The organism is Methanoculleus sp. MH98A, assembly GCF_000691865.1.
Classification (GTDB): domain Archaea; phylum Halobacteriota; class Methanomicrobia; order Methanomicrobiales; family Methanoculleaceae; genus Methanoculleus.
This window is the reverse complement of record NZ_JMIO01000118.1, coordinates 1-16,140: the sequence shown is the minus strand read 5'-3', so window position 1 is coordinate 16,140 and position 16,140 is coordinate 1. Positions and strand designations below refer to the sequence as shown.

The 16,140-nt window shown below is 57.1% G+C and carries 19 protein-coding genes; 5 read left to right on the top strand and 14 right to left on the bottom strand.

Annotated features, from left to right (window positions below):
* The 3 genes from EI28_RS11740 to EI28_RS11730 all read right to left on the bottom strand — a co-directional run.
* Positions 1-1,007, bottom strand: a 1,007-nt coding sequence (locus EI28_RS11740; protein WP_048115043.1) for an oligosaccharide flippase family protein, incomplete at its 3' end; no start/stop codon positions are given.
* 339 nt (positions 1,008-1,346) lie between these two features.
* Positions 1,347-3,860, bottom strand: a complete 2,514-nt coding sequence (locus tag EI28_RS11735) for a CARDB domain-containing protein (protein WP_048115041.1) — start codon at positions 3,858-3,860, stop codon at positions 1,347-1,349.
* 627 nt (positions 3,861-4,487) lie between these two features.
* On the bottom strand, positions 4,488-6,092 hold the full coding sequence (locus EI28_RS11730) for a hypothetical protein (protein ID WP_048115039.1): 1,605 nt from the start codon (positions 6,090-6,092) through the stop codon (positions 4,488-4,490).
* Between the two features lie 516 nt (positions 6,093-6,608).
* Here EI28_RS11730 and EI28_RS15335 point away from each other — a divergent pair.
* Positions 6,609-6,743 carry a hypothetical protein gene (locus EI28_RS15335; protein ID WP_255342101.1) on the top strand — a complete coding sequence of 45 codons (135 nt, stop codon included), beginning with the start codon at positions 6,609-6,611 and terminating at the stop codon, positions 6,741-6,743.
* Positions 6,744-6,993: 250 nt separating this feature from the next.
* On the opposite strand, the gene EI28_RS14470 is transcribed toward EI28_RS15335, so the two are convergent.
* The 5 genes from EI28_RS14470 to EI28_RS11705 all read right to left on the bottom strand — a co-directional run bounded on the left by EI28_RS14470 (position 6,994) and on the right by EI28_RS11705 (position 9,024).
* Positions 6,994-7,536, bottom strand: a complete 543-nt coding sequence (locus EI28_RS14470; protein WP_231476802.1) for a hypothetical protein — start codon at positions 7,534-7,536, stop codon at positions 6,994-6,996.
* A gap of 100 nt (positions 7,537-7,636) precedes the next feature.
* On the bottom strand, positions 7,637-7,900 hold the full coding sequence (locus EI28_RS15045) for a hypothetical protein (RefSeq protein ID WP_231476800.1): 264 nt from the start codon (positions 7,898-7,900) through the stop codon (positions 7,637-7,639).
* 193 nt (positions 7,901-8,093) lie between these two features.
* Positions 8,094-8,297: a hypothetical protein gene (locus EI28_RS11715; RefSeq protein WP_048115053.1), complete on the bottom strand. Its 204-nt coding sequence runs from the start codon at positions 8,295-8,297 to the stop codon at positions 8,094-8,096.
* Positions 8,298-8,422: 125 nt separating this feature from the next.
* Positions 8,423-8,707: a hypothetical protein gene (locus EI28_RS11710; protein WP_231476799.1), complete on the bottom strand. Its 285-nt coding sequence runs from the start codon at positions 8,705-8,707 to the stop codon at positions 8,423-8,425.
* A gap of 44 nt (positions 8,708-8,751) precedes the next feature.
* On the bottom strand, positions 8,752-9,024 hold the full coding sequence (locus EI28_RS11705; protein ID WP_048115033.1) for a hypothetical protein: 273 nt from the start codon (positions 9,022-9,024) through the stop codon (positions 8,752-8,754).
* A gap of 596 nt (positions 9,025-9,620) precedes the next feature.
* On the opposite strand from EI28_RS11705, the gene EI28_RS11700 reads away from it, so the two are divergent.
* The gene (locus EI28_RS11700; RefSeq protein WP_048115051.1) at positions 9,621-9,845 is read left to right on the top strand and encodes a type II toxin-antitoxin system HicB family antitoxin; all 225 of its coding nucleotides are present in this window, start codon (positions 9,621-9,623) and stop codon (positions 9,843-9,845) included.
* Positions 9,835-10,056 (top strand): type II toxin-antitoxin system HicA family toxin, encoded by a 222-nt coding sequence (locus tag EI28_RS11695; RefSeq protein ID WP_048115030.1) that lies wholly within the window; start codon positions 9,835-9,837, stop codon positions 10,054-10,056. Before EI28_RS11700 ends, EI28_RS11695 begins: the two co-directional genes overlap by 11 nt.
* Positions 10,057-10,315: 259 nt before the next feature.
* On the opposite strand, the gene EI28_RS11690 is transcribed toward EI28_RS11695, so the two are convergent.
* The gene (locus EI28_RS11690; RefSeq protein ID WP_048115028.1) at positions 10,316-10,858 is read right to left on the bottom strand and encodes a hypothetical protein; all 543 of its coding nucleotides are present in this window, start codon (positions 10,856-10,858) and stop codon (positions 10,316-10,318) included.
* Here EI28_RS11690 and EI28_RS14160 point away from each other — a divergent pair.
* Positions 10,829-11,089: a hypothetical protein gene (locus tag EI28_RS14160; protein WP_155937399.1), complete on the top strand. Its 261-nt coding sequence runs from the start codon at positions 10,829-10,831 to the stop codon at positions 11,087-11,089. The genes EI28_RS11690 and EI28_RS14160 overlap by 30 nt on opposite strands.
* Before the next feature lie 467 nt (positions 11,090-11,556).
* Here the strand turns inward: EI28_RS14160 and EI28_RS11685 are convergent, their stop codons facing one another.
* The 5 genes from EI28_RS11685 to EI28_RS14155 all read right to left on the bottom strand — a co-directional run bounded on the left by EI28_RS11685 (position 11,557) and on the right by EI28_RS14155 (position 15,563).
* Positions 11,557-12,090 carry a hypothetical protein gene (locus tag EI28_RS11685; RefSeq protein ID WP_048115026.1) on the bottom strand — a complete coding sequence of 178 codons (534 nt, stop codon included), beginning with the start codon at positions 12,088-12,090 and terminating at the stop codon, positions 11,557-11,559.
* 171 nt (positions 12,091-12,261) lie between these two features.
* Entirely contained in the window at positions 12,262-12,651 is a 390-nt protein-coding gene (locus EI28_RS11680) for a type IV pilin (RefSeq protein ID WP_082223164.1), read from the bottom strand.
* Between the two features lie 898 nt (positions 12,652-13,549).
* Positions 13,550-13,690: a HepT-like ribonuclease domain-containing protein gene (locus EI28_RS11675; protein ID WP_338151818.1), complete on the bottom strand. Its 141-nt coding sequence runs from the start codon at positions 13,688-13,690 to the stop codon at positions 13,550-13,552.
* A gap of 56 nt (positions 13,691-13,746) precedes the next feature.
* A complete protein-coding gene (locus tag EI28_RS11670) occupies positions 13,747-14,901 on the bottom strand; it encodes a YhcG family protein (protein ID WP_048115025.1) in 1,155 nt (384 codons plus the stop codon).
* 185 nt (positions 14,902-15,086) lie between these two features.
* Entirely contained in the window at positions 15,087-15,563 is a 477-nt protein-coding gene (locus EI28_RS14155; protein WP_155937397.1) for a hypothetical protein, read from the bottom strand.
* Positions 15,564-15,891: 328 nt separating this feature from the next.
* Between EI28_RS14155 and EI28_RS11665 the strand changes: the two genes are divergently transcribed.
* Complete coding sequence (locus tag EI28_RS11665) at positions 15,892-16,116, top strand: type II toxin-antitoxin system HicB family antitoxin (protein ID WP_048115045.1); 225 nt, start codon at positions 15,892-15,894, stop codon at positions 16,114-16,116.
* The last annotated feature ends 24 nt before the right edge of the window (positions 16,117-16,140 follow it).

Genomic DNA, 16,140 nt, shown 5'->3' with positions numbered 1-16,140 from the left:
GAAATCGCCAGGACCTTGACTAATTCGAGCCCTGCTACATAATCCGGACCGATCAAACCGAGGATATACTCTCCGAATAAGAAGAGGGCCACAACCGCCGGAACGAGGAGCGCAAAAATTCCGGCGAGCGATTTCAGTACGTTTCTCTTCAGTGCTCCGCCGTGGCTCCCCTCGACAAAGAGCGATGTCGTGAAAGACGTGGGTATGAGGAACAGGAACATGACAATCGCATACGCAATGAAGTACTGAGCGGCTTGTTCCGCACCGAGAATGTTCAACACAAGGATGGGGAGGATCGTGCTCGGAGCCGCAATGAACAACCCGGAAACGTAGTTCCCGGCGGAAAAGCGGAACGAATCGAGCAAAAATTCCCTATCAACGCCGGATAGACGAATCCCGGACCTGTAGAGTAAGAAGACCGAAACTATGAGGGCAATGATGAATGAAAGACCCAGCGAACTGAAGATTCCAAGTGCTCCGAGAAAGACCAGAGGAATGAGAATAAGGAGCCTTGAACCGAAAAGGAGGCTCTGGAGAAAGTAGAATTCGGATTTCCGCAGTGCAATGAATGCTGCACCGATGAAGGCCGTTACGGAATTGGCTATCAGAAAGGCGATGTAGAGGAGCGCATAGTCCTTGACCTGGTGCAACCCGGGCGACCAGATATCCACCGTAGCTATGAACAGGACTCCCAGGACAAACCCGAATAGTGTCGTGACGATTATTGCCGTCCCGAGGACTCTGGATTTATCCCGTGTCGGAAAAAACCGTATGATCGATTGATCGAATCCGAGCTTCGATAAGAGGATCAGCATCCCCATGGATGAGATAAGGGCCGTCGCAACTCCTACGTCTTCTTGCGGGTAGAATCGTGCTGCAAGCATCCAGAAGACGAAACCAAAGCCTGCGCTTGAGATTGATGTGATGATGATGAAAAACGTATTCCTGTACAGGGGGTCTACAAGATAGGTTTTCAGCTCAACGGGGCTTTTTGGGAACGCGTGCATTACCCCCCCAATGGATGTATCGCGTATATCAAATTATCCGTCCTGACGGCTCTCCTGCACCGGTATCGCCGTATCGATGGGTCTATTCCGGCAAAAAAGGATCCAGAACGGCTGGCATATCCACGCATCCTCCTGTTCTGCGACAGGCGCGAAGTGCGGTGTCGCCGTAGCCCAAAAGAGAATAGGCCGTTACTGGCGACGGATCCGGGCATCCCCGGCTCAGGTGGAAAAAACCCGTCCATAACCAATATGACCACGTACTGTACAGGTGTTACGGGGCGGCACCTGTGGCAAAACCGGGAGGAGGGGAGGGATTAACCACTCCTCCAGGTAGACGCTTTAGAGAGAAGAGGTCCTGCCGAAGAAGAAATCGGTGAGCAGGGCAACGTCCTTCCAGTCCACAGTGCCGTCTCCATTAACGTCGGCAGCGGGGTCGGACGGAGTGGTTTTCTGCGCCATCTCGGCGGCAATCGTCACGTCGGCCCAGTCAACGTTGCCGTCTCCGTTCAGGTCGCCCCTGACGGGAACCGGCAGGCTTCCGACGACGATCTCCTTGCTCATGACGTTGTTGTCCTCAACGCTCTCGGCGATCCGGTTGACGTCGTCGACGTGCGCCTTCACGGTGTGCGTGCCGTCGGCGGCTTTCCAGGTTGCACCGCTTGAGCCGCCGTTCGCGGTCAGCGTGACCGATGCGCCCGGGGCGATGGCCGAAGTGTAAGTGTCGGACCAGACGCCGGGCCCGGCGGCGCCGTCGTCGAACGTGAAGAGGACGCCGTGTTTCGTGCCCGCAGGCGTCGGGGCGGTACCCTGGTTCTTGATCGTGGCCTTCATCGTCACCGCATCACCGGAGGCCGGGTTCGCCGGCGTCCAGGAGATGCCGGTCACCACGAGGTCGGGCTTCCCGGAGGGAGCCGGCGTGGTGGGGGTGGGGGTCGGGGTAGACCCCGACGCGGTCTTCGAGACCGTGATCTGTTCGGTGCGAACGTTGTTCGCATCGTTCGACTCCGCAATCCTGTTGACGTCGTCGACGTGCGCCTTCACGGTGTGGGCGCCCTCGACGGCCTTCCAGGTTGCACCGCTTGAGCCGCCGTTCGCGGTCACGGTGACCCAGGACCCGGGGGCAATCGATGCCGTGTGGGCATCGGACCAGATGCCGGGGCCTGCCGCGCCGTCATCGAACGTGAAGAGGACGCCGTGTTTCGCGCCCGCAGGCGTCGGGGCGTCGCCCTGGTTCTTGATCGTGGCCTTCATCGTCACCGCATCACCGGAGGCCGGGTTTGTCGGCGTCCAGGAGATGTCGGTCACCACGAGGTCCGGCTTCCCGGAGGGAGCCGGCGTGGTGGGGACCGGCGTCGGGAGCGGAGCGCTGCCGGGCTTTACGACCGTACAGTCGGTGATCCTGACTGCTCCCGAGTTGACGCTGCTCGTCGTGATTCCCGACGAACCCACCGGAAGTGTATTCGAAACCGTCTTGATGCCTTCAACGACGACGTTGTTGGTTCCTCCTCCCGCTACGGTGAACGGCGTCGCCACATCGGATACAATGCTCCCGGTGAATTTCGAGTTGGAAGCACTGTTCACCGTGACAAGTCTGGACGCGCTGTTCCCTGAGGCATGGATGTCGAGGTTTGAAGAGACGAAACCCACTCCCAGTGCCGGGTCTCCTATCAGAGCGCCGACACCGTCGATGCCTCCGGGGTTGGTCATCGTGAAGTTCTTGATCTGTACGTAGTCAACAAGCGTTGCGTAGAGACCGCGACCGTGGGAGTTGATGCTCGCGCAGTCCTCCATGACTATCGAGGGGTTGGCGTTCGTCAACTGCGACTGTACGATGAAGAACGATGTCGGTTTCACCGCCGAGTAGTCGGTCTTCCCCCGGCCCGTCTCGAAGTCCGTGCAGTCGTAGAGGTGGACGCCGTCGGGGTAACTGAAGAAGAACCCGTAGGCGCTGTTCCCTTCTGCGGTGCAGTTGTTGAACGTGTACGAGCCCTTAGGCGCGTAGTAACCGGAACCGAAATAGTCCTCGCCGCCCAGGCTGTAGGTCTTCGGGAACGGCTTCTGGCCGTTGTTTCTGCTGATGCAGTCGGTGAGAACGATATCCTTCTTGGTTGGACCGTACTCGAAGTGGAACCCGGACTCAAGCGTGCCTTCGGCGACGCACCGGGTCACCCGCAGGTTCTCGATGTCGTTGAGCTCCGCAAAGTCGAATCCGGTAACCCAGGGGTTGTAGGCGCTGTATCGACCGCAGTCGATTGCCCTGCAGTCGGTATACCGTACGTTCTTGTGCACCTTGTAGTCGGTGCCCCATGAACTGTGGAGAAACCCGTAGGTTCCGGGACTGTCCGCAACCACCCGGGTGAACTCGATGTCCTCGATGTTCTTGTTGCCGAGACCGACGGAGCGCACATAGAAGAGCCCCTGGATGGTCCGGTCAGCGGTGCCGGTGACGTCCCGGACAGCGTTGTGCCCTGCACGGATGTACACCACGCCGAAGTCGCGCGATGCGCTGTAGCCGGTGCCTTCGACGTGGAAGTTCTCCAGCGTCACGTATTCGGTATCGACCCGGAGAATCCCGTCGTTCGTGAACCGGATAAAGGTCTTATCGTCGCCCTGGCCGGAGAGGGTCGTATGCGCCTTAGGCAGAACGCTTCCGGCACAGTTGAACGTCCCTTCCGTCAGCTGGACGGTTCCGCCGCTGGCGGGGAGGGCGTTGATGGCGTTCTGGATCTCCGCCTGATCGTTTGATCCGTCACAGACATAGTCGGCCTGAGCCTTCGCTGCGCTGGTGCTATCACTTGCAGCCACGGTTACTGTGGCCGTGCCGGGCTCAAGTGCTCCGACAAACGGCACCATGCCGAATACCAGGAATACTGCAATAATTAGCCTCGTTGTTCTTTTGACTATCACTAAGTCACCTCGTTCGGGCGATACCCAGTATCAGAAAATTGAGATATATAATAATATTTAAATTCATTAGAGATATATAATCAGAGATATTTTTAATCAGATTGATTAAAAATGTGCTAAATCTAAAATACAATTAAATTACGTTTTTAATATAAAAATAGCATATTTATCCTGCTATTTAAACTATGAACATAGACAACGCGAACTCGCACGCGGCCGTATGGTTGTCCGAAGGGACTACCGGTGTGCAAAATGAAGACTTTGTGCAGCCCGATATTCATTTGATGCCTTTAAATCGCAGAAAGGATCCGGGGGCGATCGCGTGTCCGTAAACAGCGCCGCCGGACACCGTGCCCGCAGGTGTCGAACGGCTCTATCCCCGGCCGATGAAAAGGCCGTCAGCCGAAACAGGCGGAATACGCCCTGAAACCGGATCCCGGACGACAGGAGCGATCAGGACGTATCGAACCCGGAGGCCTTTTGCTGCCGGAGAGTGGAGAGGAGGAGTGCGGATGCGGTACAAGCGGAAGCTCTCCATACTCAGCGGGCGATTCTCGTGTCTACCGATATGTGTCATGACTTCACGATCGTTACTGCACCCTCGGGCACATCCCGTGTCAACGTTATGCCCGTTGAGCCAACCGGTAAAATCTGCATATTCTGTACCCGTACATTACTGGTCCCGTATCCGTCGATAACAAATGGCTGCACCGCGTTTGAATTTATCTGCCCGGAGTATACGACATTCCTGTTGCCCATCGCGTATATCAGAGTAGAGACTCGATCCCCCGTCGCATGGATATCGATGCTGGAATCCACAAATAACGCTCCTCGCGGTGAACCCCCCACCACAGCGCCCCTGCCGTCGATCCCGGCCGGATCAGTCAACCGGAAGTTGTTGATCCGTACGTGATCCATCAGCGCAATGTGCAGACCGTATCCGAAAGATTCGATGCTTTCACAGTTCTCCATGACGATCGAGGGGTTGGCATCCGTCAATAACGACTGTACGATGAAGAACGACGTCGGTTTCACCTGCGAGTAGTCGGTCTTCCCCCGGCCCGTCTCAAGGTCCGTGCAGTCGTAGAGGTAGACGCCGTCAGGGTAACTGAAGAAGAACCCGTAGGCGCTGTTCCCTTCCGCGGTGCAGTTGTTGAACGTGTACGAGCCCCGCGGTGCCATGTAGCCGGCACCGAAGTAGTACTCGCCGCTTGTGTCGTAATAGTCGGGGTAGGGTTTCTGGCCGTTGTTTCTGCTGATACAGTCGGAGAAAACGATGTCGTTCTTGGTGGGGGCCCATTCGAGGTGAAACCCCGATTCCCAGCTGCCTTCGGCGATGCACCGGTTCACCCGCAGGCTCTCGATGTCGTTGAGCTCCGCAAAGTCGAATCCTGTGACCCAGTTATTGAATCTGGAATCTCGGCCGCAGTCGATCGCCCTGCAATCGGTATACTGGACGTATCTGTGTACCTTGTACTCGGTATCCTGCGAACTATGAAGAAATCCGTACGTTCCGGGACTATCGGCCACACAGCCGATGAACGCAATGTACTCGATATCCCTGTCATAGCCTTCGATGGACTGCACGTAAAACACAGCCTGGATGGACCTGTCAGCCGTGGCCGTGACGTCTTTGATCCACATATGGCTTGCAGTGATATAGATCACACCCATATGTGCCGATTTCCCTGAATAGCCGGATCCGGTTGCCCGGAAACTTTCCAGCGCAATAGAGTCGTTTTTCATCCAGATCAGGCCGTTATTTGTAAAAATCAGGTGGGTAGACTCATCACCCCGCCCTTTCAGGGTCGTATATGACCCGGGCAGAACGCTTCCGGCACAGTTGAACGTTCCTTCCGTCAGCTGGACGGTCCCGCCGCTGGCGGGGAGGGCATCGATCGCAGCCTGAATTTCATATTGATCGTCGATACCGTCACAGACATAATCTGCTCCGTCTTTCGATGCCGCACTGCTGTCGCTCGCTGCGACGATGATGATGGGTCCTGTCACTGTCGGCACCGCGGGAGTCGGTATTGCCGGCACCGGTGGGCCGGACGGAGCCGGTTTCCACGGCTGAAAATGCAATGCCAGCACAACGGCGCAAACGGCTGTTATCACGATGATTATGGCAATAAGCGTGCGTCCGCCTCTCTCTCGGGGACATTGTATCGCCGGCATGGTGTTCTCTCATCTACCGTCTGTTACTCAAACATTGTCACCGGGCGAACCCCCCGGGGTATCGGGATGCGCCTGCGGTTGCCGAATCGCTGATGCCGGTCATCGCCGCCGGCCTGTGGCCGGAAAGCAACTCCCTGCCGAAGGAGGAGGACCCGGATATCCGTTTCGCCGAGTATGCTCGTCTCCCTCATCGTGTCAACACCACGGTCGGGGCGTTCAATGCCGGAACTTCGTCCCTCCCGCAAGGACCGGGTTAAAAGGCTCAGTACAACGCCGCCAACCGGGTTCGTACCCCTTATGATGCACAGGTACCATTTAATGATTTAGGGCAAAGGCCCCTGTCCCCTCTCTCTATGACTAAAAAACTGGGTGTGCTCATATCGGTTCACGGCGACCCGGCCCGGCAGGCCGACCCGTGTCGGGGGATCGCTGCGTGTTTTGGGAGACAAAAGCCAGGGGTGCAGATGGTAGTCGGCCCATGACAGGTACTCGAATCCCAAAATCGGCCCGGACCGGGTGTCAGAGATCCCGTGCCGGATCGGCGGGACGGGTCCGGAGGACGAGAACTTCACGCTCGATCTCCGGGCCAGGGCGGTGGAAGTGCGCACCGTCCCGGCCGCGGCGCGGGTTGTGGTCGTGGGGGAGGTTTGAGGATAGCGAGCCGTGGATATTGTTTGATAGGGTGGTTTGAGGGTTTGGCTACTATTTTTCCGGTGTGGGATTCCGCTCAATGAGTGCGGTGCGTGAACGGTTTTGAATTATAGACTAGCCCCGTACAGTGGACCGTGGGAGGATACCCCGATTCATCGTCCTCCTCCGCCGTCACGACGTACCCCGCGACGGCGAGGATGAGCGGCATCCCGACGGGAACGGCGAACCTGAGAATGCCAACTCCCTGTTCTCACAGCGGAAAGATCGCGTACTGGATGTACCAGATGTGCTGCACCACCGGTATCCAGAAGTGGTAGCCCTCCCAGCAGCTGGTGGCGAACCGGAAGTCGACGGCGAGTTCCCACGCGAGCGGGAAGAGCATCAGCACCGGGACGGCGTAGGCGAGGAGGCGTGGGGAGGCCCGGCGGGCGAGTGCGACTGGCCGCAGGGTGCGATGGCCTGAAGGGCCGGAGCATGAGCACCAAAGGTGCGGAGCAGGAGCTTGAGCACCGTCAGGTGCGAGCACGGCGGCATAGAGCGCCGCGGTCCCGGCGAGGAAGATGTAGGTGAGGTACGTGAGGAACGTGACCTGCCCGCCGAGGCTCCGGCCGGCGATGACCTGGAGGACGACGAAGATGAGCGGGAGGTCGATGACCGCGAGCCAGAAGAGGGTTTTGAGGGATTCCCGCACCCCGTTGGCATCCATGCCCGCGTGCTTCTGGGAACGAACATGGTTCGAAGACGTCAGGATCGCTAAAAAGGGTCTTGTCGTGGTGAAGAGGGAGCTTATCATGGATGAGTCTGGAGAAGAAGGGATTGATAATGGCGGGCTGAACGTGAAGGGGTGCGGAGACAAAAACTACGGGATCCCGGCAGAACGTTGGGACAGGGAGTTACTTTGCCTCCAGGATCTCGATGATCCCATCGATAACCGACGTGACGGTCTGGTCGTTAAGATGGCCGGCGCGATAAAGAATCAGGTCGACACTGGCCGAAAAAAGCCGGTTTGGCCGGATATTGCTCGGCTTATGGAGTGTTCCCTCTGTAAAGTCAAGTTTGGTAATACCAACGGCGTAGCGATCCCGGATCTGCTGGCTTGTGAAGTCGCACCTTGTGGTGCTCCCGCTCAGGTTCTGATGAACCATCGCGTCTGGCAAAGAATGACATCGTCTCCGCCGGGTGCCGCAAGTCGCACCTTACGGTGCTCCCGCTCCGGACGTTCCGTCCGTCGCGACAACAAGGGCCGGTCGCCGCTTCACCGTCGACAGGTCCGAGAAGGGAAACGGCACAACGACAACATCGCCCTTTACAAATCACGGCAAATTGGAAATTTGCCTGACAGGGAACTGCTCACAGTTCCCGTGCGCTCCACGCCTCTTCCTCCTCGGGCCGAAGCCAGTCCTTCCGGAGCACAGGCTCGCTCGCGAGGGCGGTGTCCGGGGCGGCCTTCCGGCGCCGGAACTTGAGGAACCGGATGAACTCGAGCACCTCACCGTACGTCCGGGGCGGGAGGTCGTTCAGTTCACTGATGATCTCCTCTTTCACCTGGGTCATGGTCATCTCACCTCTAGGTATATCGATTTTCTGGTGCTTCAATCTACATATCTCTGTCTGAAGAGGGTGTGTTTATCGGGGCGATCTGTGCCCCGGCACGCCAGGACCCCGTCGGGAGGTTACACTCAGTAGCCGAACCGACGATCGTAGCTGGTGTGATCCAGCCACTCGATGATGACTGCGATCGTATCGCTGTCGCGGGCTACAGTATACATAAGCCGCCATGATCGGGTGAGATTATACTTCCAGAGGTTATCCAGCGGCCCGTATTTCTTGTGGTAGTCTTTTGGGATCAGCTTCTTCGGCACCTGGATCCCGCAGAAGGCATTTGCAGCGATTCTGTCGAGGGCCTGATCCAGCAGCCCGGCTAACCGACGATCCCCGGGATCCCGGGAGGCTTTGAGAGCCACGAAGGCCTCTCGCACCTGCTCGTCTGCAAAATAGATTCGGCACTTCATCGGATCCGCAGGTCTTCACGCAGTGTATACTTCCGGACGAGGTCCGGGTTGTGAATCCAGCAGATCTTCCCCTGTGAATCGCTTGCTATCTTCCCTGATTCATCGAGATACTCGATGATCGTCTTGAACGTCTGGTACATCACTCTCTTCGGCAGGTTCTCCCACAAGGCCCGCCGTTTGTATTCGCCGCTGTGCTCCCGAATGAACTCTTCGACCATCCGGATCGTGTCGAGCTGGGGGCTGTGTGTGCTCGGGCTACGCGCTGGCATGAGTGACCATTAGTTGTATAAATTGATATAACTATAAGATCCGGGTGGCAGGGTCCCGCCCCCTCAGAGCGGGAAGATCGCATACTGGATGAGGCCATGATCCCATTAAAAAAATGGAATGGGTATTTTGTGCATCTAAGGCATAAAATTTGTCCAAATGTGTTCAGGACAGGTATTATGATCCCATTGATCCCGTTGCGATCCTGCTATGTTCTCTTGCTATCCCTCTCTGCGTACATCAGCAAGTAGCGTACGCCTGGCCCGGTTGTTCCCTCTTTGTGAAGAATGCCGCTTTGAACCATCGCCTTAAGATCCCGTGTTGCGGTCGCCTTCTTCGCGTTGTTGCGTTTTTGATACTCCTGGTTTGAGATGGAATCCCGTCTCTTCAGGTAGTTTACGGCAGCGATCTGCCGCTCATTCAGCCCGAGTGAATCAGCCGCTCTCCGGTGTACGGATCATTCCGGAGGACGAGGCTGAACCCCAGGGACGTGTAATCAAACACCGGTAAAACACCGTTCATCCCGATCGCCGCTCACTGAGTAGCCTGAACCGCTACCCAAAAAACTTGTATAATCCACGTGACCAATGGTATGATCATGAGATATACGGTAGTGCTCGAACCGCAGGAAGAGGGCGGGTTCACCGTCCAGTGCGTTGAAATCCCGGGAGCGATCAGCCAGGGCGAGACACGGGAAGAAGCACTTGCCAACATCAAAGAAGCGATAGAACTTGTTCTTGAGGTGCAGTGGAAAGAGCTGCACCGGCAGAGATCAACCGTCCGTCACGAGATATCGAAAGTTGACGTAGCTGATGTCGCATAAGCTGCCGGTTGTCTCCGGGGAAGAGATGGTGAAGTACCTTGCCCGGCATGGTTTCGTTCCGCAACGGCAGACCTCGTCCCATGTTGTCGTGCAGAAGGGGTGGCGGGTCTTTTCTGTACCTCTGCACCGGGAATTGAAGAGAGGCACCCTGAATGGCATCCTCAAACAGGCCGGGATTGATGGGGAAGAGTTCAGGCGCACCTTCAGGTGATCGCATCTTGGAAAATGCCCGATGTACCGAGAATATCCCCTCTAAGGTAACGGGCATGTGTTGAAGATCCACTGACAGCAGAAGGCTTCCCCGGGAGAAAGTGAGAGGCCGCCTCGGGGCGAAGGGTTACGGGGGAGCCACGTCTGCTCGCCCGGGGCTTGCAGAACCGTGAACGTCCGCCGCCGGTCCTGACGGTGACGGAGGGTGCCGCCGCCTCGTTCTTCGCCGGCCCGGCCTCCGGCCGCCGGGACCCCCTCCCTCAGAACGGAAAGATCGCGTACTGGATGTACCAGATATACTGCACCACCGGTATCCAGAAGTGGTACCCCTCCCAGCAGCCGGTGGCGAACCGGAAGTCGACGACGAGTTCCCACGCAAGCGGGAAGAGCATCAGCACCGGGACGGCGTAGGCGAGAAGGCGGGGGGAGGCGCGTTTGGCGAGTGCGACTGGCCGCAGGGCAGGAGCTTGAGCACCGTCAGGTGCGAGCACGGCGGCATAGAGCACCGCGGTCCCGGCGAGGAAGATGTAGGTGAGGTACATAAGGAACGTGACCTGCCCGCCGCGGCTCTGTCCGGCGATGACCTGGAGGACGACGAAGATGAGCGGGAGGTCGATGACCGCGAGCCAGAAGAGCGTCCTCAAGGCCTCCTTCACCCCGTCACCATCGAGGCCGGCGTGTTTCAGGGCGTAGACCCCGATGACGAGCATGGGGAGGTAGGCCGGGGAGAGGTAGCGCATGTCGGGGATGATCCCGGGGCTTGCCGGCATCCCGTGGATGGACCGGGCGTAGGTGAGCACCACCAGGACGGCGGCGAGGGCGAAGAAGGCGAGGAGCCGTGCGTCCCGCGAGTCGATCCCGGTCGGTCTTCGGCGGATGAGGGCGTAACCGACCGCAGCGGCGAGGAGGAGGGCGAAGAACGAGAGCGGGGAGACCTGGAAGAACGCGGCGGCCCCGGCACGGGGCGTTTGAGGTACGTGTTGTACCCGACATGGGTTGTGGTCGTGGGGAGGTTCGTCGGGAACGAGTCGTGAATATTGTTTGATAGGACGGTTTGAGGGGGTTGATTACTTTTTTTCTGGTGTGGGGGCTCCCCTGCCCGCTGTTGGTTCCCTGTGACCTGTGTTTTTTAATAGCGGAGGATTGAGAGAGGAGGCTTGTGCTTCATCAGCGCAAACGATTCTCGGCCTCCGCCCAGTCGCCCTCCCATGCACAGATTTTGGGTGGATATCGCCATTGGGGGAGGGGCTGACGGGGAGGGGGGAGCATCCCCCTCCCCTGTCTCCAACTCGTATCTACGATGCTCACGCTCTACGCTTCAGCCAATTGTTCCCTCACGAGTTGATAGCCGCAAGCACCCCTCCCGGCCTCCGGCCTCCTCCCCCGCCCCTTGGGGCGGGGGCAGTGCGTGGCGATAGCCGATGGAAAGCCGTGCAAGAGTCTGTGTGACCGATAAGTGTGTGAGCACCGTTAAAGAGATTCAACCAGAATAAAGGGATGATTACTGTTCCTCTTCCACCTCTTCCCCATAGTCCCCTTCTTTCTCCTCATCCTCCAATTCATCGTCTTCCTCCACCGTCATGATATACCCCGCGACGGCGAGGATGAGCGGCACCCCGACCGGGACGGCAAACCCCGCCGGGCCGTGGAGGGTGGGGCCGTACTGGGCGACGCAGGAGAGGAGGTAGGCGGCGGCGCCGCCGGCGACGAGGAGGGCGAGGGTTTTTCTGGCCGCCTCGTAGCAATCCTTCCGCCTTGCGGCGAAGTAGACGATTGCGGCGGCGAGGAGGGCGGTGCCGAGAACCCAGAGGAGGATCGAGACGGCCGACCGGCCGCTGATGGTGCCGGATGCGACGTAGGATATCTCCCGCCAGACCGGGATCAGGGAGGCGCCGTAGGCGGTGTCCTGGTACAGGAACAGGGGGAAGCGGAGTCCGGCGCCGATACCGTTGCCGATGGCGTAGATGTTCGCCGGGAGGAGGAGGAGGACGGCGGCGAGGAGGGCAGGGAGGAGGGATCTCGTGGTTATGGGCACGCTACATCTCCATAATTATAATGCATTGAGAATGAATCATTGTTATCCTCTTAATCTTAAATTAACGTTCTTCTTTCTTCGCAGCACCAGACAAATCTTGATCCTGCGTGATTGATAACTCAAATTTAGAGGGCACTAACAGGCAGGTGTCATCTAAAAAAGGGGAGTGGTTTATACGTGGGTATCAAGGACAACCTGGGAAGAACCATCGAGGAACGATGCAACGACTACCACATGGTTTGCTTTCCCCGGGTTGGCAATCTTTGTGCTATTTGTCTCGCCAACCTTGGGTTTTTCCTCGGCTCCACTTTGGGTTTCATTCTCATCAACGGTCCAGTTGAGCCATGTAACGGAGTTTGCATCTGCGCCGCCCTGGAACACTATCGTTACATTTTCACCAGTCTGTGTGGCAGTAACTGCCACATTCTTCGTGCTCTGCACATTCCCGGTCATCCCAAACACGAACGCCGCGATGACCGCGGCGAGGATCACCGTGATGGCGACCATCAGGATAACGCCGATAACCGGCGACACTGCTTCTTCATTCTTGAAATTCATCATACACACCTCTAGACTCCGAGCCCCGATAGGGCAGGCAGTCGATAAAACAAACTGATTTTGCATGATATTTATAGATATCGTAGTGATCCTTTCCGGAATGATTTAATATCCCTGCCATCGGCTGTGCGAAAGAATCTTTCATACCATAAATGGTTTGCCGAAAAGAACCAACGGGCTTGAAATGCCGTTTCGAGGATAATACGAATTCATCGCTTCATATATATAAAAAGAACCCCTCCGGTGCGCCTCCCGGTGCGGCGGGGCGGGGGCGTTTTCGGCCCGGACGGGCCGGATTTGAGGCGACGCGCACGCGCAACGCCCGCGGGAGGGATATCCGAGCGCCGTGGGGCGCAACGGCGGCATGGATCGCGCCGGCCGCCGCCCCGGGCGTTGCCGGACGGAGATGGATGCCAGTAAGGAGCGGGGATATGCCCAAACCCCAAACTCGCCGGCAAGAAACGCCCCGGGTGCCCGGACAGTGATCCCCGGCAGCAGTTCCTCGATCCGGTCACGGTTGCTCGGGATAGGTGTCGGTGAAAGCAGACCTCTTCCCGGCTCCGGTAAATCCGCAGGAAGTACGAGTCCGGCACCACAGGAACCCGGGGCGTTCTCCTCTCTCAGTACTCGCTAAAATGGCTGAGGTGGTTTTCAAGAGGTCAACCCATCGACTTCCCTAAGTCCGGTCTCCGAGTGCTGCCAACTCCTCGTTTCCGTATTGTACGAGGCCGCATTGCTCAGTCTCGGGTGCCGAAACGAGTGAAGTACTGTCTCCCGGGGACATGGACATCGCAGTCCCCAGGGGCGGCAGGTGTGGCGGAGGGCCGGAGCGGCGGGGTCGTCCGCGTTCTTAACGGTAGATGCTGCTCCGGTGTCCTGCCTCGACCACAATCCGGAGCCGCTACTCCTTAGTCAAGGACAGGAGTCGTCTCTTCAGCGCCGGCAGGTCATCTTCGACCACGTTCCAGACCGCGTCCCGGTCGATTCCAAAATAGTGGTGGATAAGGATGTTCCTCATCGCGATGATAGGAGATGAGTGGATCGCCCCGGACGCACAAAGCGATCCCGAACTTCATCCGATATCCTCTTATTTCCGTCTCAAAGTCCGGAACGTATTTGTTCTTCAATAAAAGCCTGCATTTCATCTTTTCCCGGCAATTTTAGCAGATACCTGGAGACGAAGAGATTGTTGTCCATGCCTGCCAGAGCGTATTCCACCAGCGCCTGATTTTTATGGGTGCAGAGCAGGATGCCCACCGGCGGGTTATCTCCTTCAGTCATCACGTTCTCTCTATACCAGCTCACATAGGTGTTAAGTTGGCCAATGTTTTCGTGACTGAAACCATCCAGTTTCATCTCCACCAGTACATGGCATTTGAGAATACGGTGGTAAAAAACCAGGTCCACAAAAAAATGCTCGCCGCCAATGAGTATGCGTTTCTGCCGGGCTTCGAAACAGAATCCGTGGCCTAACTCGAGAAGAAATGCTTCCAACCTCTTGAGGAGTTGACTTTCCAGATGTGATTCGCTCATTACTTCTTCAGGCTTGAGTCCCAGAAATTCGAAAATGTAGGGGTCACGGATAGCCAGATTAGGCTTGGCCTGCTCTGCATTCTGCTGTGCCAGCTCTGAAAGTTTCTTTTTATCGGTCGAGAGCCCGGAGCGTTCATAATATAGACTGTTGATCTGACGTTTCAACTCGCGCACCGACCAATTACCGCGAATGCACTCGACTTCATAAAAAGCGCGCCTGGTTTCGTCCTCCAGATTGATGAGCTCCGCGAGATGGGTAAAGGAGAGTCTGGAGATCAATACCTTCCCTGCAATGCGGGATTGTGGAGTCGCTGACTCCACAATCAGAGATCTGCTATCCTGGAAGTCAATCCCCGATCCAGCGAAAAGTCTCTGCCGAACCGATGCATTCAGGAACTGCGTCAATTGTGGAGGCAGTGCCCCCACAATCTGTGGATAGGTGAGATAGAACCGCCGATATCGGTACAACTCCCGACGGTCGCAACGTGATATCCCCTGAGCCGTCAGGATTTCTGCAAGCCTGTCCATCAGCCTGTCTCCATAATCCGCACGATCAATGCCGGAACGCTCGTATTCCTCAATGTAGCAACCAATGAGCCAGTTTCTGAGCGTCAGGCTGATATTGACCGCACGACTGGCCTGAGTAACCAGTTCATCATGAAAGTGGCGGATAGACCCTACCAGTCCATCAAAATTGAACAGCTGTTCTTCCGTACTCATCTGTGGTGCCTCATAACCTTAGATCATCCCCTGCAGATGTTCGTTGAATCACATGACGGAGAAGAGTCGCTCTAACGAATCCTCCCATCTCCTTATCTGCTCATATTTGCGTAGGATTACATAATCCATTTGATTAACCAGCCCGGAAGACCGGATAAGACACCGGCAGGATCTCCTCGATCCGGTCACGGTTGCTCGGGATAGGTGTCGGTGAAAGCAGACCTCTTCCCGGATCCTGGAGACCCGCAGGAAGTACGAGTCCGGCACCACAGGGATATCCAGGGTTTCGGCCGGGGCGTTTTCCTCTCCCCGGGGACGTGGGCATCGCAGTCATCGGGACAGCAGGTGTGGCGGAGGGCCGGGCCGGCGGGGTCGTCCCGGCAATCCAGGTCAAGAGATGCCAGCGCTCCCTTGGCGGCCTCGATCACGTCTTGCCGGAACGCTCGCCGTTCCTCTTCAGTCCCGAGCGCTGAGTTGCGGAGATCCTGTCTGTTCCGGTTGACATAAGAACGGATCACGCTTCGCTCCCGCCCGCTCGCCAGCGTTTGCACCCACAGGTCGGTGAGTCGATCGATGGTCCGGTCGAGCGGGCCGGATCCGGGGCGACGTGCAGCCGCAGCCGCTATGGGGAGAGGTATCTGCGAACCGGGGCCGTGGATCATGCCGGGCGCCCCGGGGGTCGGCGTTGCAGGGCGATGATGAAGATCTAAGAGATAAGGGATGCCCGGGAAGTAAGGGCTCCGGTTAGGGTATACCGAAGGTTCGGAGATCTTTTTGGGACGACCTCCCTGTAAGCGCCGTGTACCCTGTTCAAGCAGGTCTTGCTCTACGCACCGGAGGCCGGAATCCCGGTGCCCGGCTCTTGCAATGCCGGCATGGGATTTTGCGGTGGGGTCTACCCGCTCAACCTCCTCTCATCCCACAGTGAGAGATAGTTGCAGCGAAGACTTTTATTTTTCAATGTCCATACTCACTCTGGGAGTTCGCACCATGATCATCCGGTTTGAAACAATCTATGAAGATGGCTGTTGGTCTGCTCACGCAATCGGACATAGCATCTTCACCGATGGGAAAGACTTTGAAGAACTCCTCAAGAATATCGCAGAAGCCGTACTTTTGTATTTTGAAGATGAACTCGAACCAGAAGAAGAGATCACAATCCTGACGCAGACAGAACTACAGGTGCATTCCGTTGCCAAAGCTTCCGGTTGTTAGTAGTTCGGATATTGTCAGGGTTCT

Excerpts from the sequence above, each read along its gene's own strand:
- EI28_RS11735 (WP_048115041.1), bottom strand. The coding sequence starts at position 3,860 with ATGGTGCCGTTTGTCGGAGCACTTGAGCCCGGCACGGCCACAGTAACC.
- EI28_RS11730 (WP_048115039.1), bottom strand. The coding sequence starts at position 6,092 with ATGCCGGCGATACAATGTCCCCGAGAGAGAGGCGGACGCACGCTTATT.
- EI28_RS14470 (WP_231476802.1), bottom strand. The coding sequence starts at position 7,536 with ATGATAAGCTCCCTCTTCACCACGACAAGACCCTTTTTAGCGATCCTG.
- EI28_RS11715 (WP_048115053.1), bottom strand. The coding sequence starts at position 8,297 with ATGACCCAGGTGAAAGAGGAGATCATCAGTGAACTGAACGACCTCCCG.
- EI28_RS11705 (WP_048115033.1), bottom strand. The coding sequence starts at position 9,024 with ATGCCAGCGCGTAGCCCGAGCACACACAGCCCCCAGCTCGACACGATC.
- EI28_RS11700 (WP_048115051.1), top strand. The coding sequence starts at position 9,621 with ATGAGATATACGGTAGTGCTCGAACCGCAGGAAGAGGGCGGGTTCACC.
- EI28_RS11695 (WP_048115030.1), top strand. The coding sequence starts at position 9,835 with ATGTCGCATAAGCTGCCGGTTGTCTCCGGGGAAGAGATGGTGAAGTAC.
- EI28_RS11680 (WP_082223164.1), bottom strand. The coding sequence starts at position 12,651 with ATGATGAATTTCAAGAATGAAGAAGCAGTGTCGCCGGTTATCGGCGTT.
- EI28_RS11670 (WP_048115025.1), bottom strand. The coding sequence starts at position 14,901 with ATGAGTACGGAAGAACAGCTGTTCAATTTTGATGGACTGGTAGGGTCT.
- EI28_RS14155 (WP_155937397.1), bottom strand. The coding sequence starts at position 15,563 with ATGATCCACGGCCCCGGTTCGCAGATACCTCTCCCCATAGCGGCTGCG.
- EI28_RS11665 (WP_048115045.1), top strand. The coding sequence starts at position 15,892 with ATGATCATCCGGTTTGAAACAATCTATGAAGATGGCTGTTGGTCTGCT.